23 protein-coding genes are annotated in these 24,377 nt (G+C 37.0%); 14 read left to right on the top strand and 9 right to left on the bottom strand.

The annotated features are described in order from the left end of the window. From M030_RS0106690 to guaA, 8 genes are all read left to right on the top strand, one after another. A complete protein-coding gene (locus M030_RS0106690) occupies positions 1–1,404 on the top strand; it encodes an MFS transporter (RefSeq protein ID WP_034722211.1) in 1,404 nt (467 codons plus the stop codon). A 429-nt stretch (positions 1,405–1,833) separates the two neighbouring features. After that, positions 1,834–2,562: a pirin family protein gene (locus M030_RS0106685; protein ID WP_027372788.1), complete on the top strand. Its 729-nt coding sequence runs from the start codon at positions 1,834–1,836 to the stop codon at positions 2,560–2,562. 93 nt (positions 2,563–2,655) lie between these two features. Beyond that, positions 2,656–3,207: an NADPH-dependent FMN reductase gene (locus M030_RS0106680; RefSeq protein WP_027372787.1), complete on the top strand. Its 552-nt coding sequence runs from the start codon at positions 2,656–2,658 to the stop codon at positions 3,205–3,207. A gap of 290 nt (positions 3,208–3,497) precedes the next feature. Further along, a complete protein-coding gene (gene purM / locus M030_RS0106675; protein ID WP_027372786.1) occupies positions 3,498–4,490 on the top strand; it encodes a phosphoribosylformylglycinamidine cyclo-ligase in 993 nt (330 codons plus the stop codon). A gap of 75 nt (positions 4,491–4,565) precedes the next feature. After that, positions 4,566–5,129 carry a phosphoribosylglycinamide formyltransferase gene (gene purN / locus M030_RS0106665; RefSeq protein WP_027372785.1) on the top strand — a complete coding sequence of 188 codons (564 nt, stop codon included), beginning with the start codon at positions 4,566–4,568 and terminating at the stop codon, positions 5,127–5,129. 161 nt (positions 5,130–5,290) lie between these two features. Then, complete coding sequence (gene purH / locus M030_RS0106660) at positions 5,291–6,808, top strand: bifunctional phosphoribosylaminoimidazolecarboxamide formyltransferase/IMP cyclohydrolase (protein WP_027372784.1); 1,518 nt, start codon at positions 5,291–5,293, stop codon at positions 6,806–6,808. An 88-nt stretch (positions 6,809–6,896) separates the two neighbouring features. Further along, complete coding sequence (gene purD / locus M030_RS0106655; RefSeq protein WP_027372783.1) at positions 6,897–8,135, top strand: phosphoribosylamine--glycine ligase; 1,239 nt, start codon at positions 6,897–6,899, stop codon at positions 8,133–8,135. 153 nt (positions 8,136–8,288) lie between these two features. Continuing rightward, the gene (gene guaA, locus M030_RS0106650) at positions 8,289–9,818 is read left to right on the top strand and encodes a glutamine-hydrolyzing GMP synthase (protein WP_027372782.1); all 1,530 of its coding nucleotides are present in this window, start codon (positions 8,289–8,291) and stop codon (positions 9,816–9,818) included. Positions 9,819–9,907: 89 nt separating this feature from the next. On the opposite strand, the gene M030_RS0106645 is transcribed toward guaA, so the two are convergent. Together M030_RS0106645 and M030_RS0106635 are read right to left on the bottom strand one after the other, a co-directional pair. Beyond that, a complete protein-coding gene (locus M030_RS0106645) occupies positions 9,908–10,261 on the bottom strand; it encodes a nuclear transport factor 2 family protein (RefSeq protein WP_027372781.1) in 354 nt (117 codons plus the stop codon). Positions 10,262–11,044: 783 nt separating this feature from the next. After that, positions 11,045–11,317, bottom strand: coding sequence for a hypothetical protein (locus tag M030_RS0106635; protein ID WP_027372780.1), 273 nt, complete (start codon positions 11,315–11,317; stop codon positions 11,045–11,047). A 203-nt stretch (positions 11,318–11,520) separates the two neighbouring features. Here M030_RS0106635 and M030_RS0106630 point away from each other — a divergent pair, with 203 nt between their 5' ends. Next, positions 11,521–13,023, top strand: a complete 1,503-nt coding sequence (locus M030_RS0106630) for a carbon-nitrogen hydrolase family protein (protein ID WP_027372779.1) — start codon at positions 11,521–11,523, stop codon at positions 13,021–13,023. Positions 13,024–13,364: 341 nt separating this feature from the next. Here the strand turns inward: M030_RS0106630 and M030_RS25720 are convergent, their stop codons facing one another. Next, on the bottom strand, positions 13,365–13,529 hold the full coding sequence (locus M030_RS25720) for a hypothetical protein (protein WP_164464820.1): 165 nt from the start codon (positions 13,527–13,529) through the stop codon (positions 13,365–13,367). 277 nt (positions 13,530–13,806) lie between these two features. On the opposite strand from M030_RS25720, the gene M030_RS0106625 reads away from it, so the two are divergent. From M030_RS0106625 to M030_RS0106610, 4 genes are all read left to right on the top strand, one after another. Beyond that, complete coding sequence (locus tag M030_RS0106625) at positions 13,807–15,456, top strand: ABC1 kinase family protein (RefSeq protein ID WP_027372778.1); 1,650 nt, start codon at positions 13,807–13,809, stop codon at positions 15,454–15,456. Positions 15,457–15,605: 149 nt separating this feature from the next. Next, positions 15,606–16,115 (top strand): hypothetical protein, encoded by a 510-nt coding sequence (locus tag M030_RS0106620; protein WP_034722262.1) that lies wholly within the window; start codon positions 15,606–15,608, stop codon positions 16,113–16,115. Positions 16,116–16,231: 116 nt separating this feature from the next. Beyond that, the gene (locus tag M030_RS0106615; protein ID WP_027372776.1) at positions 16,232–17,584 is read left to right on the top strand and encodes a DEAD/DEAH box helicase; all 1,353 of its coding nucleotides are present in this window, start codon (positions 16,232–16,234) and stop codon (positions 17,582–17,584) included. A 91-nt stretch (positions 17,585–17,675) separates the two neighbouring features. Continuing rightward, on the top strand, positions 17,676–18,521 hold the full coding sequence (locus M030_RS0106610) for a DUF5829 family protein (protein WP_027372775.1): 846 nt from the start codon (positions 17,676–17,678) through the stop codon (positions 18,519–18,521). 64 nt (positions 18,522–18,585) lie between these two features. On the opposite strand, the gene M030_RS0106605 is transcribed toward M030_RS0106610, so the two are convergent. The 4 genes from M030_RS0106605 to M030_RS0106590 form a co-directional block, all read right to left on the bottom strand. Next, positions 18,586–19,242, bottom strand: a complete 657-nt coding sequence (locus M030_RS0106605) for a GDSL-type esterase/lipase family protein (protein WP_027372774.1) — start codon at positions 19,240–19,242, stop codon at positions 18,586–18,588. Positions 19,243–19,307: 65 nt separating this feature from the next. Next, on the bottom strand, positions 19,308–19,769 hold the full coding sequence (locus M030_RS0106600) for a lipocalin family protein (protein ID WP_027372773.1): 462 nt from the start codon (positions 19,767–19,769) through the stop codon (positions 19,308–19,310). Positions 19,770–19,927: 158 nt separating this feature from the next. Beyond that, the gene (locus M030_RS0106595; protein ID WP_027372772.1) at positions 19,928–21,091 is read right to left on the bottom strand and encodes an iron-containing alcohol dehydrogenase; all 1,164 of its coding nucleotides are present in this window, start codon (positions 21,089–21,091) and stop codon (positions 19,928–19,930) included. A 163-nt stretch (positions 21,092–21,254) separates the two neighbouring features. Beyond that, entirely contained in the window at positions 21,255–21,659 is a 405-nt protein-coding gene (locus tag M030_RS0106590) for a winged helix-turn-helix transcriptional regulator (protein ID WP_081806300.1), read from the bottom strand. A 99-nt stretch (positions 21,660–21,758) separates the two neighbouring features. Between M030_RS0106590 and lpdA the strand changes: the two genes are divergently transcribed. Next, positions 21,759–23,162, top strand: a complete 1,404-nt coding sequence (gene lpdA, locus M030_RS0106585; RefSeq protein ID WP_027372770.1) for a dihydrolipoyl dehydrogenase — start codon at positions 21,759–21,761, stop codon at positions 23,160–23,162. Between the two features lie 110 nt (positions 23,163–23,272). Here lpdA and M030_RS0106580 read toward each other — a convergent pair whose 3' ends face one another. Continuing rightward, the gene (locus M030_RS0106580; protein ID WP_034722209.1) at positions 23,273–23,878 is read right to left on the bottom strand and encodes a hypothetical protein; all 606 of its coding nucleotides are present in this window, start codon (positions 23,876–23,878) and stop codon (positions 23,273–23,275) included. 31 nt (positions 23,879–23,909) lie between these two features. Then, positions 23,910–24,314: a hypothetical protein gene (locus M030_RS0106575; protein ID WP_027372768.1), complete on the bottom strand. Its 405-nt coding sequence runs from the start codon at positions 24,312–24,314 to the stop codon at positions 23,910–23,912. Positions 24,315–24,377 lie beyond the last annotated feature (63 nt).

Here is a 24,377-nt window from a genome sequence, read left to right as displayed (position 1 = left end):
ATGAATTCTTCCCAAAATACTATTTCAAAGAAAATAAAACCCAATCTTTCCATGCTTCAGATTATCAATATGAGTATGGGGTTTTTGGGTATTCAGATGGCTTTCGGGCTACAGAACGGAAATGCAAGCCGTATTTTGGCCAACCTCGGAGCTGATGTTCATCAATTGTCCTGGTTTTGGTTGGTGGCCCCTGTTACAGGATTGATTGTTCAGCCAATTATCGGGCACATGGGAGATAATACCTGGAGTCCCTTAGGAAGGAGAAAGCCCTATTTTCTGATAGGAGCTGTTTTGTGTTCAATAGGACTTGTATTACTGCCGAATGCAGCGTCGGTCACTCATATGTTTGCTGCCAATGCTCTTTTACTGGCTGTTATCTTCCTTGCGATGATGGATGCATCGGTCAATATAGCAATGGAGCCTTTCAGGGCGTTGGTAGGAGATATGCTGCCAAAACATCAGGGAACAATAGGATTTTCCGTGCAGACCATCCTGATCGGAATTGGAGCGGTACTGGGCTCGTACCTGCCGGATTGGCTGACAAAGCTCGGGATTTCGAATGAGGCACCAAAGGGTTTCGTGGCAGATAATGTTATCTATTCCTTTTATATTGGCGCAGCATTGCTTCTCATAGCCATTTTATATACAATTATTACGACCAGAGAATATTCTCCGCAAGAGTTTGCTGAATTTGAAAACGGAAAAGAAACAGAAGAAACTCCATCGAAATTTTCAGATATTTTTAAAGATTTTGCCACTATCCCTGCACAGATGAAAAAGTTGGGGATCGTTCAGTTTTTCTCATGGTTTGCTTTATTTACCATGTGGGTATTCACCACAAGTGCTTTAGCTACCCATCATATGGGGCTTTCTCCCGAAGATACCCATTCCAGAGCATTCAATGATGCCGGGGATCTCACAGGTAAACTTTTCGGGATGTACAATCTCTGGGCAATTCCTTTTGCTTTTCTGTTAACCCCGATTGCAAAATGGATCGGAAAAAAACAAACACATGCCCTGGCTTTATTTTGCGGTGGTTTAGGGCTGATCTCTATGTATTTTATCAAAGAGGTAAGTAATCTCTGGATTTCAATGGTGGGACTTGGGTTTGCCTGGGCTAGCATTCTGGCAATGCCGTACGCAATGTTGATTGAAGTAATTCCTCAAAAGAAAATGGGCGTATACATGGGGATATTCAATTTCTTTATTGTCATTCCTCAGATTATCAACGGATTATTCGGAGGGCCTGTCGTTAGCGGGATCTTCGGTAAGCAGGCAATGGATTATGTAGTGGTAGGAGGTATCTGTATGTTGATCGGAGCACTGGTAACCATGATTTTTGTGAAATCTGAAAATGAGACGCCGAAGGAAATTGAAGAAGAAATTCAACAGGTACACTTTTAGAAAATTAAAAGTGGAGAATTGAAAATTGTGAATGATTGTCGTCAACGAAATTATTTGTCAAAATATCCATAGAAGCGGGTTTTAGCCCGCTTTTTTTATCCGTTTATTAATTGGCTTTAGCCCAAACCTATATGTGTAGTAAGTCAGAGTTCAATGGTTTCCCACAGATTTCACAATAACACAGACTTTTATCCTTACTTATATATACAATATCATTCCCTCAATTTATGGAGCAAATAATTACAGTCTGAAATTTTATCGCAGCCAAATCATTGTGTCTTATAGAAGATAAATAGCTTTTGGCCTTTGTATATCCAACCTGTCCATCTTTATTCCCTCAACTCTTTTGTCATAAATTTCCTTTCTTACCCTACATCAACTTTTTTAGCCTCCACATCGCGTACATTTGTACCATAAATAATCACAGAAATGAAAACAGTATATCATAAAGCAGATTCAAGAGGCCACGCCAACCACGGATGGTTAAATTCTTATCATACATTCAGTTTTGCCAACTATCAGAACAGAGACAGAACAAACTTTGGAGTATTAAGAGTATTGAACGATGATACCGTTTCCCAAGGAATGGGATTCGGAACGCACCCGCACAGAGACATGGAAATTATTTCCATTCCCTTGGAAGGAGATCTGGAACATAAAGACTCTATGGGAACTACAGCCGTGATCAGAAAAGGTGAAATTCAGGTAATGAGCGCCGGAACCGGTGTGAAACACAGTGAATACAACAAAAATAAAGACGAAGAAGTGAAATTCCTGCAAATCTGGGTTTTTCCAAGAGAGCTGGATCTGGAGCCAAGATATGATCAGAAAAGTATCAAAGAAGGTGAAAAGATCAACGGATTCCAGCAGATTTTATCTCCTAATAAAAATGATGACGGAGTCTGGATTCATCAGGATGCCTGGTTTAATCTGGCCAACTTCAAAAAAGGAAACGGCAAAAATTATACGTTGAATAAAAAAGGAAACGGCGTGTATGCATTCGTTTTAAAAGGAAGTGCAAAAGTAGGAGACCGCATTCTGAACGAAAGAGACGGATTGGGGATCTGGGATACTCAGAGCTTTAATATCGAAGCCGTGGAAGACACAGAAATATTATTGATGGAAGTCCCGATGGAATTACCTTCTTATCTTAAATAAAAAACTAAATTTGTATCCTTAAAAAATAAAAAATTACAGGAGACCGTAAGCAAAACTGACACGGTTTCTTAGAACTAAAAATAAGTACAACATATGAAAATTTTAGCAATAGCAGGAAGTAATTCAGACGTTTCCATGAACAAACAGTTGGTGGCATACGCATCAACATTATTTGAAAATGCAGAAGTAGAAGTAATCGACCTGAATCCTTTTGAAATGCCGATCTATAAGCATGAAAGAGAATTAGCAGGCGGCGTTCCTCAGGAAGCCCATGATTTTGCTGCAAAAATTGACGGAGCAGATTTATTGCTGGTCGCTTTAGGAGAGCACAACGGAACATATTCTACAGCATTCAAAAATGTATTCGACTGGGTATCCAGAATTAAAGACAGAACAGTATGGAATGAAGTACCAATGCTATTGATGTCTACATCACCAGGAGGAAGAGGTGGAGCAGGAGTTTTAGAAGCAGCTTCCAAGCGTTTCCCTTTCCACGGTGGAAATGTGGTAGAAACTTTTTCACTTCCTTTCTTCAATGATAACTTTGATAAAGCTTCTCAAAAAATTTCTAATGAAGAGAAAGACAGTGAATTAAAGGAAAAAATAAAGAAGATTGCAGCCATTGAATCTATCCTTGAAAAATAGAATTTGAATATTCATTTAAAATTACTATTTTTGCAAAAAGAAAAGAGATGAAAATTCAGACCTCCTATAAACAATGTTTTTCTCATAAAGGGAAAATTGTGGGCTCTGAAATTCTGAGATAAAATAACGGCCGATAATCTGAAAAGATTGTCGGCTTTTTTGTTTTCTAAATTTGAGTATAAAAGTTAATTGAAATATTAAAAGATAGGAAGACACAAGACATCAGATACAAGATAAGAATCATCTGAAATCTGAGATCTGAGATCTGAAATCTAAAAATCTAAGCAGACATGAGCAACACTTACAAATCAGCAGGAGTAGACAAAGAAGAAGGATACAAAACGGTTGACAAGATCAAAAAAGCGGTCGGAGAAACCCACAATGCAAATGTATTAAACCATTTGGGTAGTTTTGGTGCTTTCTATGAAATCGGAGGATACAAAAATCCTGTTCTTGTTTCAGGAACAGATGGAGTAGGAACTAAGTTGAAAGTAGCTTTGGATACCAAGAAATATGATTCTATCGGTATCGATTGCTTCGCCATGTGTGCCAACGATATCCTTTGTCACGGTGCTAAGCCTTTATTCTTCTTAGATTACTTGGCTTGTGGAAAGCTTGACTCTGAAATTGCTGCAGAAATCGTTCTTGGAATGGTGAATGCTTGTAAGGACAACAACTGTGCATTAATCGGTGGAGAAACCGCTGAAATGCCAGGGATGTACCAACCGGGAGATTATGATGTTGCAGGATTCTGTGTAGGAATCGTAGAAAAAGATCAGATCATCGACGGTTCCAACATTAAACCGGGAAATAAAATTATTGCATTACCAAGCTCAGGATTCCACTCCAATGGATTCTCTTTAGTAAGAAAAGTATTCCCGAACTTTGAAGAGGAGTTCGAAGGAAAACCTTTATATGAAACACTTCTGGTTCCTACAAGACTATACTATAAAGACATCCACAAAGTATTGGAAGAAGTAAAAGTAAGCGGTATCGCTCACATTACCGGTGGTGGTCTTTATGAAAACGTTCCGAGGATTATCCCTGAAGGACTTTGTGCTTCAATTGACGGGGCCAAAGTAAGAATCCCAAGTGTAATGCTTGAATTGGAAAAAAGAGGTGGAGTAGCACGTGAAGAGATGTTCGGAACATTTAATATGGGGGTCGGTATGGTGATCGTAGTAGACGCGGAACATGCTGAAAAAGTATTACACCTTTTAGATGATGCTTATGAGATAGGAGAAATCACGGAAGGAGCAGAGAAAATCGATTTGAAATTTTAAATGACATCAGATTTCAGACACCGGACATCAGACTTCAGGTCTGTCATCTGATATCTGTCATCTAACATCTGAATAATGAAGAACATCGTTATACTCGTATCCGGGTCAGGAACCAATCTGCAGAGAATCATTGATACCATTGAAGCAGGAGAAATCCAAAATGCAAAAGTAAGTCTGGTGGTTGCTGACAGAGAATGTTTCGGATTGGAAAGAGCCAGAAATCATAATATAGAAAACATACTGATTCCAAGAGGAAAGAATTTCAGCAGCGAATTGGCTAAAGTAATCCCGCAAGATACAGATCTGATTGTATTGGCAGGATTCCTATCCATTTTAAAATCTGAATTCTGTGAAAACTGGAATGGTAAAATAATCAATATTCATCCGGCATTGCTCCCGAAATTCGGTGGAAAAGGAATGTGGGGAATGAACGTTCACAACGCGGTTATCGAAGCCAAAGAAACAGAAAGCGGGGCAACGGTACATTTTGTGACTTCGGGTATTGACGAAGGAGAAGCTATTCTTCAGAAATCTTTTGAAGTAACAGCAGATGATACTCCTGAAACATTAGCTCAGAAAGTTCACCGGATTGAATATGAAATATTTCCGGTAGCGATCAATAAGGTCCTGGGAAACTGATATTGTAGCAGTTTACCCATAATTGTAATTGTCATTCTGAGCATCGCGAAGAATCTCATGGTTACATTAAATAAAAAAATCTAAGTAAAATAAAAAGTAATCCGGAAGTGAAAGACCCGGATACAGTTTGAAATAACTGTGAAAAGTAAAAATTGAAAGTAATGAGTAAAAAGAGAGTTTTAATCAGTGTTTCTGACAAAAGCGGATTAACAGAATTCGCGCAGTTTTTGGAAGCTCAGAATTATGAGTTGATCTCCACAGGAGGAACGTTCAAACATTTGAAAGACGCTGGTTTAAATCCCATTCAGATTGATGAGGTAACCAATTTTCCCGAAATGCTTGACGGAAGAGTGAAAACACTTCACCCGAAAGTTCACGGAGGTCTTTTGGCGGTTCGTAACAACGAAGAGCATATGAAGACTGTTCAGGAGCACGGAATTGGTTTGATCGACATGGTTATCGTAAACCTTTATCCTTTCTTTGAAAATGTAAACAAAGACATTTCTTTACACGAGAAAGTAGAGTTTATCGATATCGGAGGTCCTTCTATGCTTCGTTCTGCAGCGAAAAACTTTGATTCTGTAACAGTAATTACTGATGTTGAAGACTATGCAACTGTGAAAATCGAAATTGAGCAAAATGGAGATACCTACATTGAAACTCGTAAAAGGCTTGCAGGAAAAGTATTCAATCTTACTTCTGCTTACGATGCAGCGATCTCAAGAATGCTTTTAGATGAAGAATATCCTACTTATCTGAATGCATCTTACAAGAAAGTATCTGATCTGAGATATGGAGAAAACCCTCACCAGACAGCTGCTTACTACGTTTCTACTTTCGAAAACGGAGCGATGAAAGACTTCGAACAATTGGGAGGTAAAGAACTTTCTTTCAACAACCTTCGAGATATGGACCTTTGCTGGAAAGTGGTAACGGAATTCAAAGAAGAAATGGCTTGTTGTGCCGTAAAACACTCTACACCTTGCGGAGTTGCCATTGGAACCTCAGCACTGGAAACCTATCAGAAAACTTTCGAATGTGATCCCGTTTCCATCTTTGGCGGAATTGTTGCTATGAACTATAAGATCGATGCTGCAACAGCTGAAGAATTAAACAAAACATTCCTGGAGATCGTAATGGCTCCGGACTTTGATGAAGAAGCTCTTGAAATTTTAAGAAAAAAGAAAAACCTTAGAATCATTAAAATTGTAAACCCTGTTTCCGACAAGAAAACATGGGTGAAAGTTGATGGTGGTATCTTGGTTCAGGATAATGATTTGCATTTCTCTGATGATATTAAAGTAGTAACGGAAACTCAGCCTACGGAAGAGCAGAAGAAAGCCTTACTTTTCTCTCAGAGAGTCGTAAAATATGTGAAATCAAATGCTATTGTAGTTTCCAACGGGATCCAGGCTTTTGGAATCGGTGGAGGACAGGTAAACAGAATCTGGGCTACTCAGCAGGCTATCGAAAGAGCAAAAGAAAAATTCACAGGAGATTTAGTATTAGCTTCTGACGCATTTTTCCCTTTCCGTGATGTAGTAGATTTCTGCGCTCAGGAAGGTATCAAAGCCATTATCCAACCTGGTGGAAGTGTAAAAGATCAGGACAGCATAGAAGCTGCCAACGAACACGGTATTCCGATGATGTTTACCGGTGTCAGACACTTTTTCCACTAATTAAAATAGAATTAAAAAATAATTGGGGATTGTATTTATAGCATTCAAAATTATATATTTGTAAATTAGACTAGATAATAAATAAAGTATGAGAATATTAATCATAGGTGAAGGCGGTAGAGAATCGGCTTTGGCGACAAAACTTCAGAATGACTCAAGGATTTCTAAAATGTTTTTTGCTAATGGGAATGCTACCACCGATGTAATAGGAAAAAATGTTCATTTATCAGAAATCAAAGAATTGAGAGATTTCGCTATTAAAGAAAAGATCGACCTTACCATTGTAGGTCCTGAAGCTCCTTTGGTGGCAGGTATAAAGGATGAATTCAAAAAGCACGATCTTAAAGTTTTTGGCCCTAATCAGAAAGTAGCAAGCTTGGAAGGAAGTAAAGCTTTCTCCAAGAAATTCATGCAGACCTATGATATCAAAACAGCTAAAGCAGTAGTATTTGATTCATACAACGAAGCCAAAGAATATGTACAGACACAGCAGTATCCTCTAGTGATCAAGGCAAGTGGTTTAGCAGGTGGAAAAGGAGTTGTTATTTGTGACAACCTTGAAGAGGCTGAAGCTACTATCCACGATTTCATGATCAGAAGAATCTATGGTGATGCAGGTATCCGTTTAGTTATCGAAGAATATTTACAAGGTTTTGAAGCTTCTATCATTGCGTTTTCAAACGGTGATAAACTTTTCCCTTGTATTGCTGCCAAAGATTATAAAAAAGCCGGAAATGGTGATACAGGACCTAATACAGGAGGTATGGGTTCAGTGGCCCCAAGCCCGGAATTCACCCAGGAGCACTATGCAGATTTTGAGAAAAATATCCTTGAACCAACATTGAAAGGCCTTAAAGCTGAAGGATTTGGATTTAAAGGAATCATTTTCTTCGGACTGATGGTGACTAAAAACGGTGCTTACCTTCTTGAATACAATATGAGATTCGGAGATCCTGAAACTCAGGTATTGATGGCCCTTATGGAAAACAACCTTCTGGATGTAATTCAGGACTGTATGGAAGGAAAAGATATCGAGCTTAAGTTTAAAGACGAAAAAGCGGTGTGTCTGGTAATGTGTTCAGGAGGATATCCTAGAAACTTTGAAACAGGCTACGAAATTGTAGGCGAAGATAAATTAAAGCATAGTAAACTATTATATGCAGGCGCTGTCAGAAAAGGAGATAAAGTAGTTTCCAACGGTGGTAGAGTACTGAATATTGTAGCTACGGGTGCTACCTACGAAGATGCCCGCAAGAACGCTTACGAAGATGCAGGACATGTACATTTCGATTACGGCTTCTACAGAGAAGACATCGGAAAGTTTTAATAAAATCACGAAAAAAGATTTGGAGCCATTCCAAGTCTTTTTTTGTAAAACAGTTAATATTAGAAATAAGATTTAAGATTCCAGACTTCAGACCAAAAATCTGATATCTGATGTCTTACATCTGATAACTTTCAAACAAATCAATTATCAAAAATGAACAACGGTATTATTATTTTAGATTTCGGATCCCAGTACAACCAGCTTATCGGAAGAAGAATCCGTGAGATGGGGGTATACTCTGAAATCTTACCTTACAATACACCTTTACAAGATATTTTAGCAAAACAACCAAAAGGAATCATCCTTTCCGGAGGACCAAGCTCTGTAAATGCAGAAAACGCTCACCTGGTTGAAAAAGAATTATACGAGCAGGGAGTTCCCGTATTGGGAATTTGCTACGGAATGCAAATGACGGCGCACCTTTTAGGAGGAAAAGTAAATAAAGGTGAAAAAGGAGAATACGGTAAAGCAAATCTTGAAATCGTTAAAGAAAGTTCTTTATTGAAGGGCGTAACTCAGAACTCCGTTGTTTGGATGAGCCACTTTGACGAAGTAGGAGAATTGCCGGCAGGTTTTGAATTAAATGCAAAATCAGGAGTAATTGCTTCTATTGCTAATGAAGACAAAAAAATATTCTGCGTTCAGTTCCACCCTGAAGTTTCTCACACGGAAGAAGGAGGAAAAATGCTTGAGAATTTCGTGTTTGGAATCTGTAATTCAGAAAAAAACTGGAAGCTGACCAACTATATTGAAAAAACAGTTGAAGAAATCCGTGAGAAAGTAGGAGACAACAAAGTGATCCTAGGTCTTTCAGGAGGGGTTGACTCATCTGTAGCGGCAGTTCTGATCCATAAAGCTATCGGTGATCAACTGACTTGTATCTTCGTAGATACCGGATTATTGAGAAAGGATGAAGGTAAAAAAGTGATGGATCAGTATGGAGAGCATTTCCATATGAACATTAAAATGGTGGATGCTAAAGAGAGATTCCTTTCAAAATTAGCAGGAGTAGACGATCCTGAAGCAAAGAGAAAAATCATCGGAAACGAATTTATCCACGTATTTGATGAAGAATCTCACAAAATTGAAGGCGCTAAATTCTTAGCTCAAGGTACCATCTACCCAGACGTTATCGAGAGCCAGTCGGTGAACGGACCATCTGCGGTCATCAAGTCTCACCACAATGTAGGAGGACTTCCTGAAGATATGGAATTCGAATTATTAGAGCCACTAAGAGAGCTTTTCAAAGACGAAGTAAGAAGAGTAGGAGAAGAATTGGGAATTCCTCACCATTTGGTATACAGACACCCTTTCCCTGGACCTGGATTAGGAATCAGAGTATTGGGAGCGGTAGATGCTGAGAAAGTAAGAATCCTCCAGGAAGCTGATGATATCTTCATTGAAGAGTTATATAAAAACGACCTTTACGAAAAAGTATCTCAGGCATTCGTAGTATTACTTCCTGTAAAATCTGTAGGAGTAATGGGCGACGAAAGAACATATGAATACACTGCTGTAGTGCGTTCTGCCAACACGATCGACTTTATGACAGCGACATGGAGCAGACTTCCTTACGAGTTCCTGGATACGGTGTCAAGCAGGATCATCAACGAGGTAAGAGGAATCAACAGAGTAGCTTACGATATTTCAAGCAAACCACCTGCAACAATTGAGTGGGAATAATTTTTGACTTGTATATAAAAAGTCCTGCCCGTTTGGGTAGGATTTTTTTTATTCAATATTTAAATATTTTTTGTAAAGGGATTACCTTATCATTCAATAGGGAGATTATGTTGCTTTAAAAATGAGAGTTTATCCCAATACCCTCTTTGGAATATGATTTTATCGTTTTTTACATGAAAAAATCCACATCCACGTAGTCCCAAAGGGTCTTTCCATTCCATTATAGTCCACTCTCCATCTTCAAAAATATTTTCTACGATGCAAACCATTTTGGCTGTTGCAAATTCATTTGCAAACATTTCATAAATAGCGGTCTTACCTTCTACTGGCTTATTTGAAACTTGGTGGTTTACCGCATCTTCTGCATATAGTTCTGCAATACGAGCCGCATCAGCCGCATTAAAGCTGTCTATCCATTTTTTCAAAACTTCTTTAGGTGTCATATCATTCTTGATTATTTATCTGGTACTTACTTCTGAAATATCTTTTGCATGTTGTATATCTGATTTCAAAGAGAATAAATTATTAATTTAATCGTAAAGTTATTCGAAAAATATTGTTTGAAATCTATAATGATGTTTTTTTTATTTATTAATCAATAGGTTATAGTAAAAAATCTTAAAATAAAAGCAGGTATACTGCTTATCAATTTTCAGGAAGTATTTCCTATTAAAACTATTTCAATGAAGAAATGATACGTAAAATATTTAAAGCAATTAATAAGCAATATACCAGTTTGAAGACTATATGCTTATGGAAAATAAGATAATTTCCTAACATTGTAATCATTAAGTAAAAGTAAATGAAACTTTTTGCTTCCTGCGGATTTATTTCAGATGCTGAAAACAAGTTTAAATTATGTGAAATATTGGCTGATGAATCTTCGTAAAAGATCCTTAAAATAAAAATAATGGTGGCGCTTATGAGTAAAGTTACTGATTATGGTTTCATCCAGCTAATAAAAATTTAATAATAATCATTACTGTCCGATAAAAAGTATAAATACATTGAAAATATCAATATTTACAGCATGAATTAACAGGTCGCTCCTCCGGAGCTATAATTTTAAAAGAAATATATCCTATTAATAGTTAGCTCCCATTGGAGCTGGATTTGATCCCGTCGGGATCTGCTGTTAGTAGAAAAAAAAGAAGTTCCTATAAAAATAAAGCTCCGGAGGAGCGGCCTGTTAATTATGCTTTAATCTAATCGGACAAGAATGATTTTTAATTTACATTGTAAAAATAAAAATCTTCAGCATAAAAAGCATTCAAATTTTCCATAAAGTCAAAATAAACATTGTAAATATCAGGATTTACAGATAGATATGGATTAGATAGTGTATGGACACTAATGTATTCTATATCGTGAAACGTATGAAGAACATTTTTTACTTGTAAAGCAAATTGACTTTCGATAAAAATCAGAGGATAGTTTAAACAGATATATCCGATAGTTTTATTTTCAAGGCGTAGAATAGTAATTTTTTCTGTATCCATTTATATATCAGCATTATAATGGAGTATAAGCACCTCCGTTGCAGAGCTAATATCAGAATCTTTCCAGTAATTATTTGAATAAACTGCTGCTTGTAAAGTTTCGGTGATATCCACTGTTAAATTTTGTATAAATAGTTTGGGAAGTACTTTGTATAAGGATTTAAGTAAAATATTTTCCCTAAATTTAAGTAAAATTACATCAAATGCAAATAGAAACGAGACCCCTGACCGTTCAGGATTATGAAGAATTGGCAGAAACCATGAAAAGGGCTTATCCACAAATGTCAGAATCCATTTGGTCAAAAAAAAGTATTGAAAAACTAACCAGAATATTTCCTGACGGGCAAATCTGTATCACCGTAGATGGAAAGCTTGCCGCAGTAGCACTTTCTATTATTGTCAATTATGAAGAGTTCGGTGACGATCATACCTATAGTGATATTACAGGAAATTATACCTTCAATACCCATTCTTCAACGGGAAATGTTTTGTACGGAATTGAAGTTTTTGTAGACCCCGAGTTCAGAGAATTACGTCTGGGAAGGAGATTGTATGATGCCCGAAAAGAACTTTGTGAATTGCTTAATCTGAAATCAATCATACTGGGAGGCAGAATTCCGAATTATCATAAATACAGTCACGAACTTTCCGCCAGAAATTATATCCGAAAAGTCAGAGACAAGGAAATCTATGATCCTGTACTGTCTTTCCAGCTTTCCAATAATTTTCTGCCGATAAAAATTCTTAAAAAATATCTTCCCGAGGATGAAGCTTCAAGAGAAAATGCCGTTTTGCTCCAATGGAACAATATTTATTACAGCAAAAATCCTAACACAATGCAGGATAGTATCATTCGTTTAGGGTTGGTACAATGGCAGATGAGGACGTTTAAAGATATTGACGCCTTTTATGAGCAGGTAGAGTTTTTTGTGAACGTAATGGGAGATTATAAATCTGACTTTGTACTTTTTCCGGAACTCTTCAATACACCTTTGCTGGCGCCATTTAATAATCTTTCTGAAAGAGATAGTATGATAGAACTGGCCAAGCTTACAGAGCAGATTAAAGGTAGGATTTCAGAATTGGCCATCAGCTATAATGTGAATATTATTTCCGGAAGTATGCCCGTTTTTGAAAATAATGATCTGTACAACGTAAGTTATCTTCTCCATCGTGACGGACGAGTGGATGAATATAGAAAAATCCACATTACCCCAAATGAAAAGAGATATTATGGAATGAAAGGAGGGAATGAAATTAAAGTTTTTGATACCGACTGCGGTAAAATTGGACTGGTGATCTGCTACGACGTTGAATTCCCTGAATTACCAAGAATTCTTGCCGATCAGGGGATGAAAATACTATTTGTACCTTATCTTACAGATACCCAGAATGCCTATATGAGAGTGCGCCACTGTGCCGCAGCAAGAGCCATCGAAAATGAATGCTATGTAGCCATTGCAGGCTGCGTCGGAAACCTTCCGAAAGTAAATAATATGGATATTCAGTTTGGCCAGGCAGCAGTCTTTACCCCGTCAGATTTTGCTTTTCCATCCAACGCTGTAAAAGGAGAGGCTACTCCCAATACGGAAATGACATTAATCGTAGATGTAGATTTAAATTTATTAAAGGATCTTCACCATAACGGGTCTGTTCAGGTAATGAAAGATCGTCGAAAAGATTTGTACGAAACATATCTGAAATAGAAGACAAGAAATAATATAAAGAGCTATCTCACCTGAGAGGGCTCTTTTTATTTTAGGTAAAAAGATAACCCGGGCGATATAATAAAATGAGGTCATCTGAAAGGACAACCTCGTGGAAAGGAGTTATGAAGTCTCTTTTTGTCTCAAAATCTTCTTTTCTTGCTGGGGGTTCTCTAATTCGTAAATGCGGAAATTTCTGTTTTTTATATCAGTGGGGAAAGAGGGTTGTCGGGATATCCTTCCGGATTGAGAATGGTGATTGTTTTCTTATAAAAAAATATCCGAAGAAATTATTCTTCGGATTTATAGTAGCCTTATTAAGGCAAAATTTTATTTCATTATTACATATACTGAGGGCATACTACTGCAGGGCATATAAGTCTCGGACATCTCGGTCTTCCGTCAGTAGGGCAGCACTCGTTAGAACAATTACCGATAATGATACCGTTTCCTGAAATTCCTTTTAATTGCTCTCTTGATAGTTTGTTGTTACGTAAATTTTTCATGTTGTAATGATTTTATTGATTTGTTTTAATATTTGTACCTGGTAAATATAGAAAAATATATTATACATTAAGATAAATGTTGTTTTTTATTATTATGACTGGTTTTATTGTCGTTAAAAGCGTTTTTTAGCCCTGTATTTTTAATTGAAACGAGGATAATTATTATGTTTCGCCTTCCAAAATATGCTTTTATAGCCATAAAGCTTGGAGTCATTTTAGATAAAAACTAGCATTAGGAATAGTTTTTGGAGTAAATTGCACTTACTATTGACACACTATGTTTGATAAACAGCAAAGAAAACTGAAAAGATCAGCCCGTTTGATTTCCGTATTAAGTAAATATGGATTTAAAGATCTGCTGGCAAGAATGAATGGAGGAAATAAACAAGAAGAAACCTCCGGAAATTCAGATGAAGTCATTTCAAAAGGCACCGTTTACGAAAGAATCAGACTGGTTTTGGAAGAATTGGGCCCCACCTTCGTAAAACTCGGGCAGTCGTTCAGTAACAGAGAAGATCTGCTGCCTCCGGAATTGATTCAGGAGCTGCAGAAACTACAGGATAATGTAGAAACTGTAGATATGAATGTAGAAGAAGCCTTGGAAAGCGAATTCAATATTTCCGTTAAAGATTATTTTCAGGAAATCCAAAAAGAGCCTCTGGCCACCGCTTCCATTGCCCAGGTGTATAAAGCTGTTTTAAAAGATGGAAGTCCGGTGATCCTGAAACTTAGGAAACCCGATGTACAATCAGTCATTGAGGATGATTTGTTGCTCATCAAAGATCTTGAAAAGCTTGTGTCAACTTATTCTGAGATAGGTGAAAAACTGAATCTTAAACAGGCTATTTCTACTTTCGAAAAATCATTACTGGAGGAAGTTTCGTTGATTAACGAGAGAAATAATATTCAGCAGTTTCGTCTTAATTTTAAAAATAATAAAGAAACTTACGTTCCGAAAGTGTACGAAGAGCTTTCCAACAATAATATTCTTTGTATGGAATTCATCGACGGAATCAAAGTGACCGATAAAAGTATCCTGCTGGCCAATAACATTGATCCTGTAAAGGTTTCTGAAGTAGGGCTGAGGTTGTTTGTATCGCAGATTTTAGATTACGGCTTTTTTCACGCAGATCCGCATGCCGGAAATATCCTTGTAAAAAAAGATGGGAAGGTAGTTTTTATAGACTTCGGAGCGGTAGGGAAAATTCAGCCCAACGATAAAGAAATTCTAGAAAACCTGATCGTAAGCTTTGTCGCTAAAAATCCTCACAAAATTGTACGTTATCTGAAAAAAATGGCCGTCAGTTATGAAATTCCTGATGAAAAAAGATTTGAAAATGACGTAGAAGAAGTCTTAAATTTCGTTCACAGTTCCTCATTGCAGGATATTAACGTACAGGTTATTATCAACAAGATGAAAGACATACTGAAGGAAAACAGATTGTATATGCCTGATTATTTCTATCTTCTTTTCAAAGGAATCAGCCTGATCGAAGGAGTCGGGAGAAATATTAATCCTGATCTTGATATTGTAAAAAGCCTGAATCCATATACCCGAAAGATTTTTACCAAAAAAATCAACCCGAAAAATATTTTGAAAACCGGCGTTGACAGGATGATGAATTTCACGGATAATGTTGATGAAATACCAAGGGAATTGCGCTCCGTTCTGCAGAAACTGGACGAAAATAAATTCACGGTCTCAAGTGAAATCAAAAATATTGAAAAAACGAACCAGCTCATCAAGTCAAGTGTTATCAACCTGATTCTGGCCATGGTACTGGGAGCGAATATTATTGCGACAGCCATTGTATTTTCCTCAGAATCGGGACCAAGGATAGGAGAGTTGTCTCTTGTGGCTGTTTTAGGATTTGTTTTTTCACTTATCCTGGTATTGATCCTGTTGTTGAGAGTGACAAGAAAATAGGAAAGGAAAGGAAAATTGAAATTGAGAATGGAGAATTGCATGTTGCATGCTAGAATTTTTTATCCGGGTAATTAGCCTATTATCTATATCTTTATATATTGGCTTTCGGAGGATTCCGGCCGTTGAAAACTTTTAAAACCAAAATAACAATGAAAATATCAATTATGCTTGCTCTGTTGTGCTGTAGTTCATTGACATGGGCTCAGGAAAAAAAAGCAGAGAATGTCTCAGGAGATTTTGACGGAAACGGAACAAAAGAATATGCTTATACAAAAGTAAGTGATTGCACCGATGAGTGTGATGGCAAGTGTGAAACCACGGTCTATTTTAGTGATAAAAAAATAAAACCATTCGTTGTTTCTCCTGCTTACGACGGAACTTTATACAATCTTGGAGATCTTAACGGTGACGGAAAAGACGAAATCGGCGTCTATCCCGGATGGTGTACAAGCTGCTGGCGCGGTTTTCTCGTTTATACATCATCTAAGACAGGGTGGAAGCTTTTGGTTCCTTCTATAAGTACCCATTGTAACCAGTGGGAAGCAGATCAATTCCCTATTAAAAAAGATCCTAAAATAAAAGGAAATATAATCATCACCTCAAGCGAGTGGAAGGATGATGATATTAAAATAAGCAGCAAAAGCATTAAGGTTAATTGAGAATTGAGAATTGAGAATTGAGAATTGGAAATTGCCTCTTATAACTTTAATTCCTGAAAAGGACTACCTTTTCACTTCCATTTTCCATTATACATATTAATACCTATCTTTGCAAAATGGAAAAACTCACTTTTGCAGATTTTGACCTGCCGGTTAAAATTCTTGATGTTTTAGCGGACCTGGAATTATTTGAACCCACACCTATTCAGGAAAAAAGCTTGAAGCCTATTCTTTCCGGAAGAGATATCATGGGAATTGCACAGACCGGGACCGGAAAAACATTAGCATACCTTTTACCCGTTCTTAAAACATGGAAATACAGTAAAACAGGAAACCCAACTGTTCTTGTACTTGTTCCTACAAGAGAATTGGTAGTACAGGTCGCTGAAATTCTTGAGAAACTAACAGAAAATATTACTGCAAGAGTAATCGGAATATACGGAGGAAAAAATATCAATACCCAGAAATTGTTGTTCAATGATGGATGTGATATCCTGGTGGGAACTCCGGGAAGAGTAATGGATCTTGCCATTGATAATGCAATTTCCCTGAAAGAAGTTCAGAAACTGATCATCGATGAATTTGATGAGATGCTTAATTTAGGTTTCAGACCACAGTTAAGCCACATTTTTGAAATGATGAAGGAGAAGAGACAGAATATCCTGTTCTCTGCAACAATGACGGAAGCTGTGGATGAAATGCTTGATGTATACTTTGCCAATCCGATTGAAATTTCATTGACAAAATCCGGAACTCCACTTGAAAAAATAGAACAGACAGGGTATAAGGTAGAGAATTTTAATACTAAAATCAACCTTCTTGAACATTTGCTGAAGAGCAATAAAGATATGTCTAAGGTCTTGATTTTTAATAATAATAAAAAACATGCCGATCTCCTGTTTTCTAAAATTGATGAACTTTTCCCTGATCAGTTTGATGTAATTCACTCTAATAAATCTCAGAACTACAGGCTTAAAGCAATGAAGAGATTTGAGAATGAAGAAATCAGAGGATTGATCACTACCGATGTAATGGCCAGAGGTCTTGATATCTCAGATATTACGCATGTTATCAATTTTGAAACGCCGGATATTCCTGAGCAATACATCCACAGAATTGGTAGAACAGGTAGAGCGGATAAAGAAGGTAAAGCAGTTACATTTGTTACTAAAAAAGAAGAACCTTTGATTCTTGACATTGAATTGTTAATGGATAAAGAATTAAAATTCCATGACTTCCCGGAAGGTGTGAAAATAAACCCTGCTAAAATCGCTTCTGAGAAAGATGAAGTAGTGATGAAAAACCCGGCACAGGTTAAGCTTAATGAAGGTGGAGGAGCGTTCCACGAGAAAAAGGCTAAAAATACAAAAGAAAACTGGGGCGGGCCATCGAAAAGAAAAGCACCGAAGAAATTTGGAGCCAACAGGGCACAGCAAAAAGCAATCTCTAAATCCAAGAAAAAGAAATAGTCGTTAACGGCTCTTAAAGCAGGAAATAATTTCTGCTTTTTTTGTTTTAGTTTACGTGTTTGAAAAATAACAATTTATAGCTGATTGTGAGATGGGCAGATATTTTTTTATCATTTTTCTTATTGCATTCGGAAACAAAGGCTTTGGACAGAACGAAGCTTTAAAAGTGAATCATATTTATTTTGTACTGGATTCTGTTTCGTATAACGAAATCAGGGGAAGTAAACAATTAGCAAAATGGAGCAGCTTGGATAAAGGACTTCCTGATTTTCTGCCGATAAACCAGCAAAGTACTACATTATATTTGCGTGGAAAATTGACATATATTGAAGTCATGGGACCCGATAACAGATTCGGGGAAAAAGTAGGTTCTGTAGGAATTGGCTTTTCCTGGGATACGTCGGGAACATTTTCTGATGATATTGGAAAAAAATTAAAAAACAATAACCTTGTATTCAGCAAAAATAATGCAATGTGGAATTTTGCGGGGAAAGAAGTACTATGGTATTCTGCATACTCTACAGCTTTAGAGGGAAGTATTGCCACGTGGTATGCTTTCTATAACCAGGAATTTTTAACCCGGTTATACCATAAAAAGTATGAGTTTTTTACAAGGGAAGCTTTTTTGGAAAAAATATTTGATCAGAAAAGAGAGATTACCGATCTCTCAGCCATCGTTCTTAACTGTAATACTGAAGATTACGATAAGCTGACGAAAGAACTGGATAGCTTTGGAATCATACCCGCCACCAAACATAAAGATTCTGTTGTTTTTCAGATATATTCAGTCCGGATTACGATTATTCTGACCCCCAATAAAACATCCGGCATAAAAGAGCTGAGGCTAAAAACAAAAAATAAATTGAATAAAAGCTTCAAATTGGGAAAAGTAAACTTCATGAATGATGGCAAAGAACTGATAATGACATTTAATTGAGCTTATCATCAAAAACCTTTTAAATAGCTTGTAAAAATAGAGCCCTCCAGGTGAGGGCTCTATGTTATTTCAAATAAGGATAGATTACTTTTGCCCATATTGTATAACCCTCGGGCGTCAAATGGAGCATATCATCCAGGAAAATATCTTTTCTTACATTCCCATGGGAATCTTCCATTGCCTTGGTGATATCAATAAATTTTGACCTCGGTTGTTTTTTCATAAAAGCGGCAATTTTTTTATTGGCTTCTTTCATTTGTGGCCAAAGGACTTCTCTGCTCGGGGAAAATTTTATTGAAATATAATCCACCTCAATCATAGGAAATTTTTCACGTACTTTTTTATAGAACGTTATATAACGGTTGACCACTTCATCTGCTTTTAATTCGTGATTGTCTGCAAAATCATTATCTCCGCAATAAATAATAATTTGTTTAGGTTGGTAAGGGCTTAGCAGATCCTCTGCAAAATCATTAAGATCTGTTAATCTTGAGCCTCCAAACCCCCTGTTGATGATTGTTTTATCCGGGAAGTAAGCGGCAACATCAGTCCATTTCGTAAAAGAGGAACTTCCTAAGAGGAGAATAGCATTTTTGGGAGGTGGATTTTGTTGGTTTTCCTTTTTGAAATTTTGGATGTCTTGCCAGAACATTGGTTTTTGTTCCTGTGAAAAGGCAATACTAAAACACAGCAGTAGAAATGCTGACAGAATCTTCTTCATTATTTTCAGATTTAAAATTGAAAGTAAAAGTAATAAAAAACTCCCGATCAACGGGAGTTTAGTATTTATCTTTTGTAGGTAATATAGGTTACGTCGGGAATTTTATCACCGTCCTGGTCGTAGTTCCCAAACTGCTGGGCTACTCTCAGATCACGACTCGTAAGAATATCGACTTTGAAATTTCGATTATCATCATTGTCAAATTTGATACCCAGAATTTTGGCGTCTGCATCATACGTATATTTTCCTTCATTTTTTTGAGACATTTTACAGTCCGCTCCGGTTCCTGTAAATGCTGTATAGCTTACATAAAAATCAGTTCTGAAAAAAAGAGTATTTTTCGTAGAACATCCGCTAGGAGTAGAAGAAGAAAGTACTGTTTTATTATCTTTTCCGGAAATAACCTCTGTCTTCACTTCTTTCCAATCTCCTTTCATCATATCCATTTCGTAAGCCTGAAGATCATCGTCTTTACAAGAAGTAAGTGCCAAAGCTGAAAAGGTAAATAAAAGTAGCTGTTTTTTCATTTTCACAAATTTAAGAATATGCTAAAATATAAATAAATTTGAAATATCTGCAATGAAATTGAGCTTTTTTAAACGAATGTTTATAAATAACAGGATTTAAGGTGCCACATTTAAACGGTGAACTCCTGTTTTTAACTTTCAACTTGTTATTTTACCCTTTAATAGCTCATCTCCACAATTTTGTAAGCATCCTGAGGAGTCAGCTTTCTGTACTCTCCGAGACCCAGCCAGTTTCTGTCTGTAAAGGCTTTTTCTACCCTTTCCGCAGTACCGTTATACTCTTCCGTGTATTCTGAAAGTTTAGTTTTTATATGCAGACTGTGGAAGAATTCCTCAAGCTTTTTAATTCCTGCTTCAGCTTTTTCTTCTACTGTTCCCTCTTTAATTCCCCATACTCTCTCAGCGTATTGCGCCAGTTTCCCTTTTTTATCTTCAAAATTGTAACGGTAATGGGAAGGAGCGATGATGGCTAATGTTCTCGCATGGTCAATTCCAAAATAAGCCGTTAATTCATGTCCCATGGCGTGTACTGCCCAATCGGTGATAACCCCCTTCTGGATAAGCCCGTTCAAAGCCATTGTACAACACCACATAAAATTTCCTGCAGCATCATAATTGAAATCATCGGCCAGCACTTTCGGAGCGGTTTCCTGAAGGCTGATCAGAATACTTTCTGCAATCCTTTCCTGAAGATCTGCTGAAGACGGAGCTGTCATATATTGTTCCAAGACATGCGTGTAAGCATCAGTAATACCATTGACAATCTGGTTTTTAGGAATAGACCTGATCACTTCCGGATCCAGAACAGAGAATTGAGGAAAAAGTCCCGGACCACCTGAAGAAAGTTTTTCATTGGTTTCTCTCCTTGAAATCACATATCCCGAATTCATTTCCGAGCCGGTTGCCGGTAGGGTTAAGATGCTTCCGAACGGCATTCCTTGTCCTTCAAAAGTTCTTACCTGTTTTCTCAGGATATCCCAGGGCTCACCATCGTAATTGGCCGCTGCAGAGATGAATTTAGTTCCGTCGATTACCGATCCGCCTCCCACAGCAAGAAGATAAGTGATGTTTTTTTCTTTGATGAAATCCAAAGCATTGATTAAAACTTCGTACTCAGGATTGGCAGGAACTCCGCCAAATTCGTACAACTCATGATCTTTCAAAGCATCCTTCACCTGATCATAAACACCATTGCTTTTGATACTTCCTCCGCCATAGATCATTAATATTCTAGCATCTTTAGGAATTTCTTTGGAAATTTTTGCAATTTCACCCTTCCCGAAAAGTATTTTTGTTGGATTTTTAAACTCGAAATTAAGCATTGTTCTTAAATTTATTTTAATTCAAATGTACGGAATGAAAAAGGAAAATTGAGTTAATGAAATTTTAAAATTCCTATTACCGGATTTAATGAAAGCTATTACGTATTCCTGATAAAAATTAAAAATAATTATGTAGTCTCAATGATTCCGGATTATCTGATATTTAGCCTTCCGAAAGATAAGATTTTGCTCTTTTGATAAAACTTTCCTTATCTTTTTTAATATTATCCAGCAGCTCTTTTTTGTCATCAGGAATCGTAAGGTATTTATCACCCCAAAGGTTGATCTCAACGATCAGAGGAACCAGGTCGATACCCTTTTCTGTAAGGTGATACAGAATCTTCAGTTTATTATCAGGATGATCTTTTTTGGTAATAATGCCATTTTCCAGGAGATGCTGAAGTCGGGAGGCCAGAATATTGGAGGCTATTTTTTCATCCGCTTTCTGAAGTTCCCCATACGTACATTCTTTTTTAATCATCAGATCCCGGATGATTAATAATGTCCATTTATCTCCCCATATTTCGAGGGAGCAGCTTATAGGACAATCGGATCTTTTCTTACTCATCATGTTAATATTGAAATAATACTTGCAAATTGAAAGTGTTTATTCTAAATTTGCTTTTATTTTGCAAGTAAAATTAATCATTAAAAATTAATAAATCAAATGGAAAATTATGATATTGCCGTCATCGGTTCAGGTCCCGGCGGATACGTAGCTGCAATAAGAAGTGCACAGCTCGGATACAAAACCGTGATCATTGAAAAATACGATACCCTTGGAGGAACCTGCACCAATGTAGGTTGTATTCCCACAAAAGCTTTACTGGACAGTACGCATCATTATGCCGAAGCTCATCATGCGTTTGCTGAGCACGGAATTAGACTGAACGAAATACGTCTCGACTTTTCCCAGATGTACAAAAGGAAATCAGATGTCGTTTCAAAAAATACCGATGGCCTTACTTTTTTAATGAGTAAAAATAAGATTACCCGCCTGAAAGGAACGGCTGGTTTTATCAATAATTCAACCATACGAATACAAAGTGAAAATGAAACTGTGGAGCTTACCGCTAAAAATTACATTATAGCTACAGGGTCAAAACCGTCAACTATTCCCGGCGTACAGATAGATAAAAAAAGAATCATTACTTCCACGGAAGCTCTTTCTTTAGATGAAAAGCCAACATCTATGGTAATTATCGGCGGCGGAGTCATAGGGGTGGAAATGGCTTCTATTTTCAACAGAATCGGTACCCGGGTAACTATACTTGAATATGCAGATCATTTGATTGCCACTATGGATCATGAATTAGGAAAAAGTCTTCATAAAATTCTGAAAAAGGAAGGGATTGATATCCGTTTAAACCACGCAGTCTATAAAACCGAAAGTTCGGAGTCCGGAACTAAAGTCTTTTTTAAAGATAAAAATGGTGCAGATAATGAGCTGGCAGCTGATTACATTTTGGTTGCCGTGGGAAGAAGTCCGTACGTAAAAGGTCTCGGACTTGAAAATACAGGGGTAGAGCTCGACAGTCGGGGATTTATTAAAGTGAACGAAAGCAATCGTACGGCTGTATCTCATATTTACGCCATCGGCGATGTGACCGGTGGAGCTATGTTGGCCCATAAAGCGGAAGAAGAAGGCGTTTTTGTAGCGGAAACTATTAATGGTCAGACCAAGCATTCTATTCATTACAATCGTATTCCTTCAGTAGTGTACACGTGGCCTGAAGTAGCTTCTGTAGGGTATACGGAAGAGCATCTGAAAAATAATAATATCCCTTACCAGGTAGGAAAGTTTCCTTTCTCAGCGAGCGCACGGGCGCGGGCTGCCATGGATACGGAGGGATTTGCCAAAGTATTGGTTGATCCTAAATATGGTGAAGTTCTGGGGGTACATATTATCGGGGCTAGGGCCGCAGATCTTATCGCTCAGGGAGTGATTGCCCAGGAGTATGAAGTAACTGCTGAAGATATGTTCCGTATCTCCTATGCACATCCAACTTATTCAGAAACGTTAAAAGAAGCTTATCTGATGGCTTCCGGCCAGGGAGCTGTAAATATATAGCCAAACAATAATATATAGACTTTTTGATTGCTACGGATGCGCGGATTATTTTATTAGTGCATCCGCGGCATTAAAATATAATGAATAAAACTATTCTTTACATCGGTTTATTACAAAGTAGAGCAGTCATCGCCTTTTGCGTAGATACCGTTGCTTTTTGCTTCAAGTTTTCCGTTTTTTCGATTGATTTTTATCAGAAAAGATTCTTTGACTGCAGGGCAACCTTTAGATTGTAAAGCGTATAATGAAATATACCGGTCATCAATTTTATAAGCCCCGGTAAAACGGTTCTTCGGATCTATAGAATATCCATGTGTTTTAGCAATTAAAATAGCCTCAGGAAGATTGTCAATACTTCCTATAAAATCCCTCAGTTGTACTTCATCGGAGAAATAGACAGACCTTTCCTTTTTGCACGCAAGGATATAGGAGAAGCAATTATTACCCATACATTTTTGGAAAAAACCTTTTTCCGGAACAGGTTCATTGATGGTCATAAAATCAGGAGCCTGACTTTCATAAATAACCGCTTTTTCATAATCGGTATCATTGCTGAGCACACGCCAATATGCATAATCTTTATCCGGAACAATGAAAGGATAGAGATAATCAACAGTATCCATAATATCAGGGATCTTTTTGTAATCAGCAGGAACCGTGATCTGGCTGTAAAGCAGATTGGAGAAGATCAGGGAAAATGCGATGATTGCTTTCATAGAGAAGGTGTTTCGGTTGCAAATGTAAAGATTATTGCAATACAATTTTATAATATCCTTTTTCATCCGTGACATCAATTTTTATACCTGTAAAAGTCAGTTTATTGATTTGAAAACCATCACATCCCCCTTTAAATTCTGATGACTGTATTGAGAAATCAAGGTTTTTAATATTAGAAGAGAATTTATAATTTTTTGTTCCGTTATAAGCACCTACATTTTCTAAAATAATCTTATCGTCAGAGGTTTTGGTTAATTGTACACTGATATTATTTTCATCCTGAATGGAATAGGCTGCTAATGTTCCGTTGGTTATAAGATTTTCATTATTGGAATTGACAAACTCAAAAATGACGGGCAGTGGCGCATTATAACAATCTTTTCCACAGGAGATGACCAGAAATATTATAAGTAAGAAGGTACATATTTTTTGCATAATTATAGTGTGAAAAGTAAAATTACTTAATAATATTCTGCAGTCAAAATTATATTACGGATG

Origin of the sequence: Chryseobacterium sp. UNC8MFCol, assembly GCF_000482305.1 — a bacterium.
GTDB lineage: Bacteria > Bacteroidota > Bacteroidia > Flavobacteriales > Weeksellaceae > Chryseobacterium > Chryseobacterium indologenes.
This window is presented reverse-complemented; position numbering and strand designations above follow the sequence as displayed.

Coding starts and splice junctions, on each gene's coding strand:
- M030_RS0106620 (WP_034722262.1), top strand. CDS start 15,606: ATGAAAATATCAATTATGCTTGCTCTGTTGTGCTGTAGTTCATTGACA.
- purD (WP_027372783.1), top strand. CDS start 6,897: ATGAGAATATTAATCATAGGTGAAGGCGGTAGAGAATCGGCTTTGGCG.
- M030_RS0106615 (WP_027372776.1), top strand. CDS start 16,232: ATGGAAAAACTCACTTTTGCAGATTTTGACCTGCCGGTTAAAATTCTT.
- lpdA (WP_027372770.1), top strand. CDS start 21,759: ATGGAAAATTATGATATTGCCGTCATCGGTTCAGGTCCCGGCGGATAC.
- guaA (WP_027372782.1), top strand. CDS start 8,289: ATGAACAACGGTATTATTATTTTAGATTTCGGATCCCAGTACAACCAG.
- M030_RS0106610 (WP_027372775.1), top strand. CDS start 17,676: ATGGGCAGATATTTTTTTATCATTTTTCTTATTGCATTCGGAAACAAA.
- M030_RS0106630 (WP_027372779.1), top strand. CDS start 11,521: ATGCAAATAGAAACGAGACCCCTGACCGTTCAGGATTATGAAGAATTG.
- M030_RS0106595 (WP_027372772.1), bottom strand. CDS start 21,091: ATGCTTAATTTCGAGTTTAAAAATCCAACAAAAATACTTTTCGGGAAG.
- M030_RS0106605 (WP_027372774.1), bottom strand. CDS start 19,242: ATGAAGAAGATTCTGTCAGCATTTCTACTGCTGTGTTTTAGTATTGCC.
- M030_RS0106590 (WP_081806300.1), bottom strand. CDS start 21,659: ATGAGTAAGAAAAGATCCGATTGTCCTATAAGCTGCTCCCTCGAAATA.
- M030_RS0106625 (WP_027372778.1), top strand. CDS start 13,807: ATGTTTGATAAACAGCAAAGAAAACTGAAAAGATCAGCCCGTTTGATT.
- M030_RS0106635 (WP_027372780.1), bottom strand. CDS start 11,317: ATGGATACAGAAAAAATTACTATTCTACGCCTTGAAAATAAAACTATC.
- M030_RS0106680 (WP_027372787.1), top strand. CDS start 2,656: ATGAAAATTTTAGCAATAGCAGGAAGTAATTCAGACGTTTCCATGAAC.
- purH (WP_027372784.1), top strand. CDS start 5,291: ATGAGTAAAAAGAGAGTTTTAATCAGTGTTTCTGACAAAAGCGGATTA.
- M030_RS0106645 (WP_027372781.1), bottom strand. CDS start 10,261: ATGACACCTAAAGAAGTTTTGAAAAAATGGATAGACAGCTTTAATGCG.
- M030_RS0106580 (WP_034722209.1), bottom strand. CDS start 23,878: ATGAAAGCAATCATCGCATTTTCCCTGATCTTCTCCAATCTGCTTTAC.
- purN (WP_027372785.1), top strand. CDS start 4,566: ATGAAGAACATCGTTATACTCGTATCCGGGTCAGGAACCAATCTGCAG.
- purM (WP_027372786.1), top strand. CDS start 3,498: ATGAGCAACACTTACAAATCAGCAGGAGTAGACAAAGAAGAAGGATAC.
- M030_RS0106685 (WP_027372788.1), top strand. CDS start 1,834: ATGAAAACAGTATATCATAAAGCAGATTCAAGAGGCCACGCCAACCAC.
- M030_RS0106690 (WP_034722211.1), top strand. CDS start 1: ATGAATTCTTCCCAAAATACTATTTCAAAGAAAATAAAACCCAATCTT.
- M030_RS0106575 (WP_027372768.1), bottom strand. CDS start 24,314: ATGCAAAAAATATGTACCTTCTTACTTATAATATTTCTGGTCATCTCC.
- M030_RS0106600 (WP_027372773.1), bottom strand. CDS start 19,769: ATGAAAAAACAGCTACTTTTATTTACCTTTTCAGCTTTGGCACTTACT.
- M030_RS25720 (WP_164464820.1), bottom strand. CDS start 13,529: ATGAAAAATTTACGTAACAACAAACTATCAAGAGAGCAATTAAAAGGA.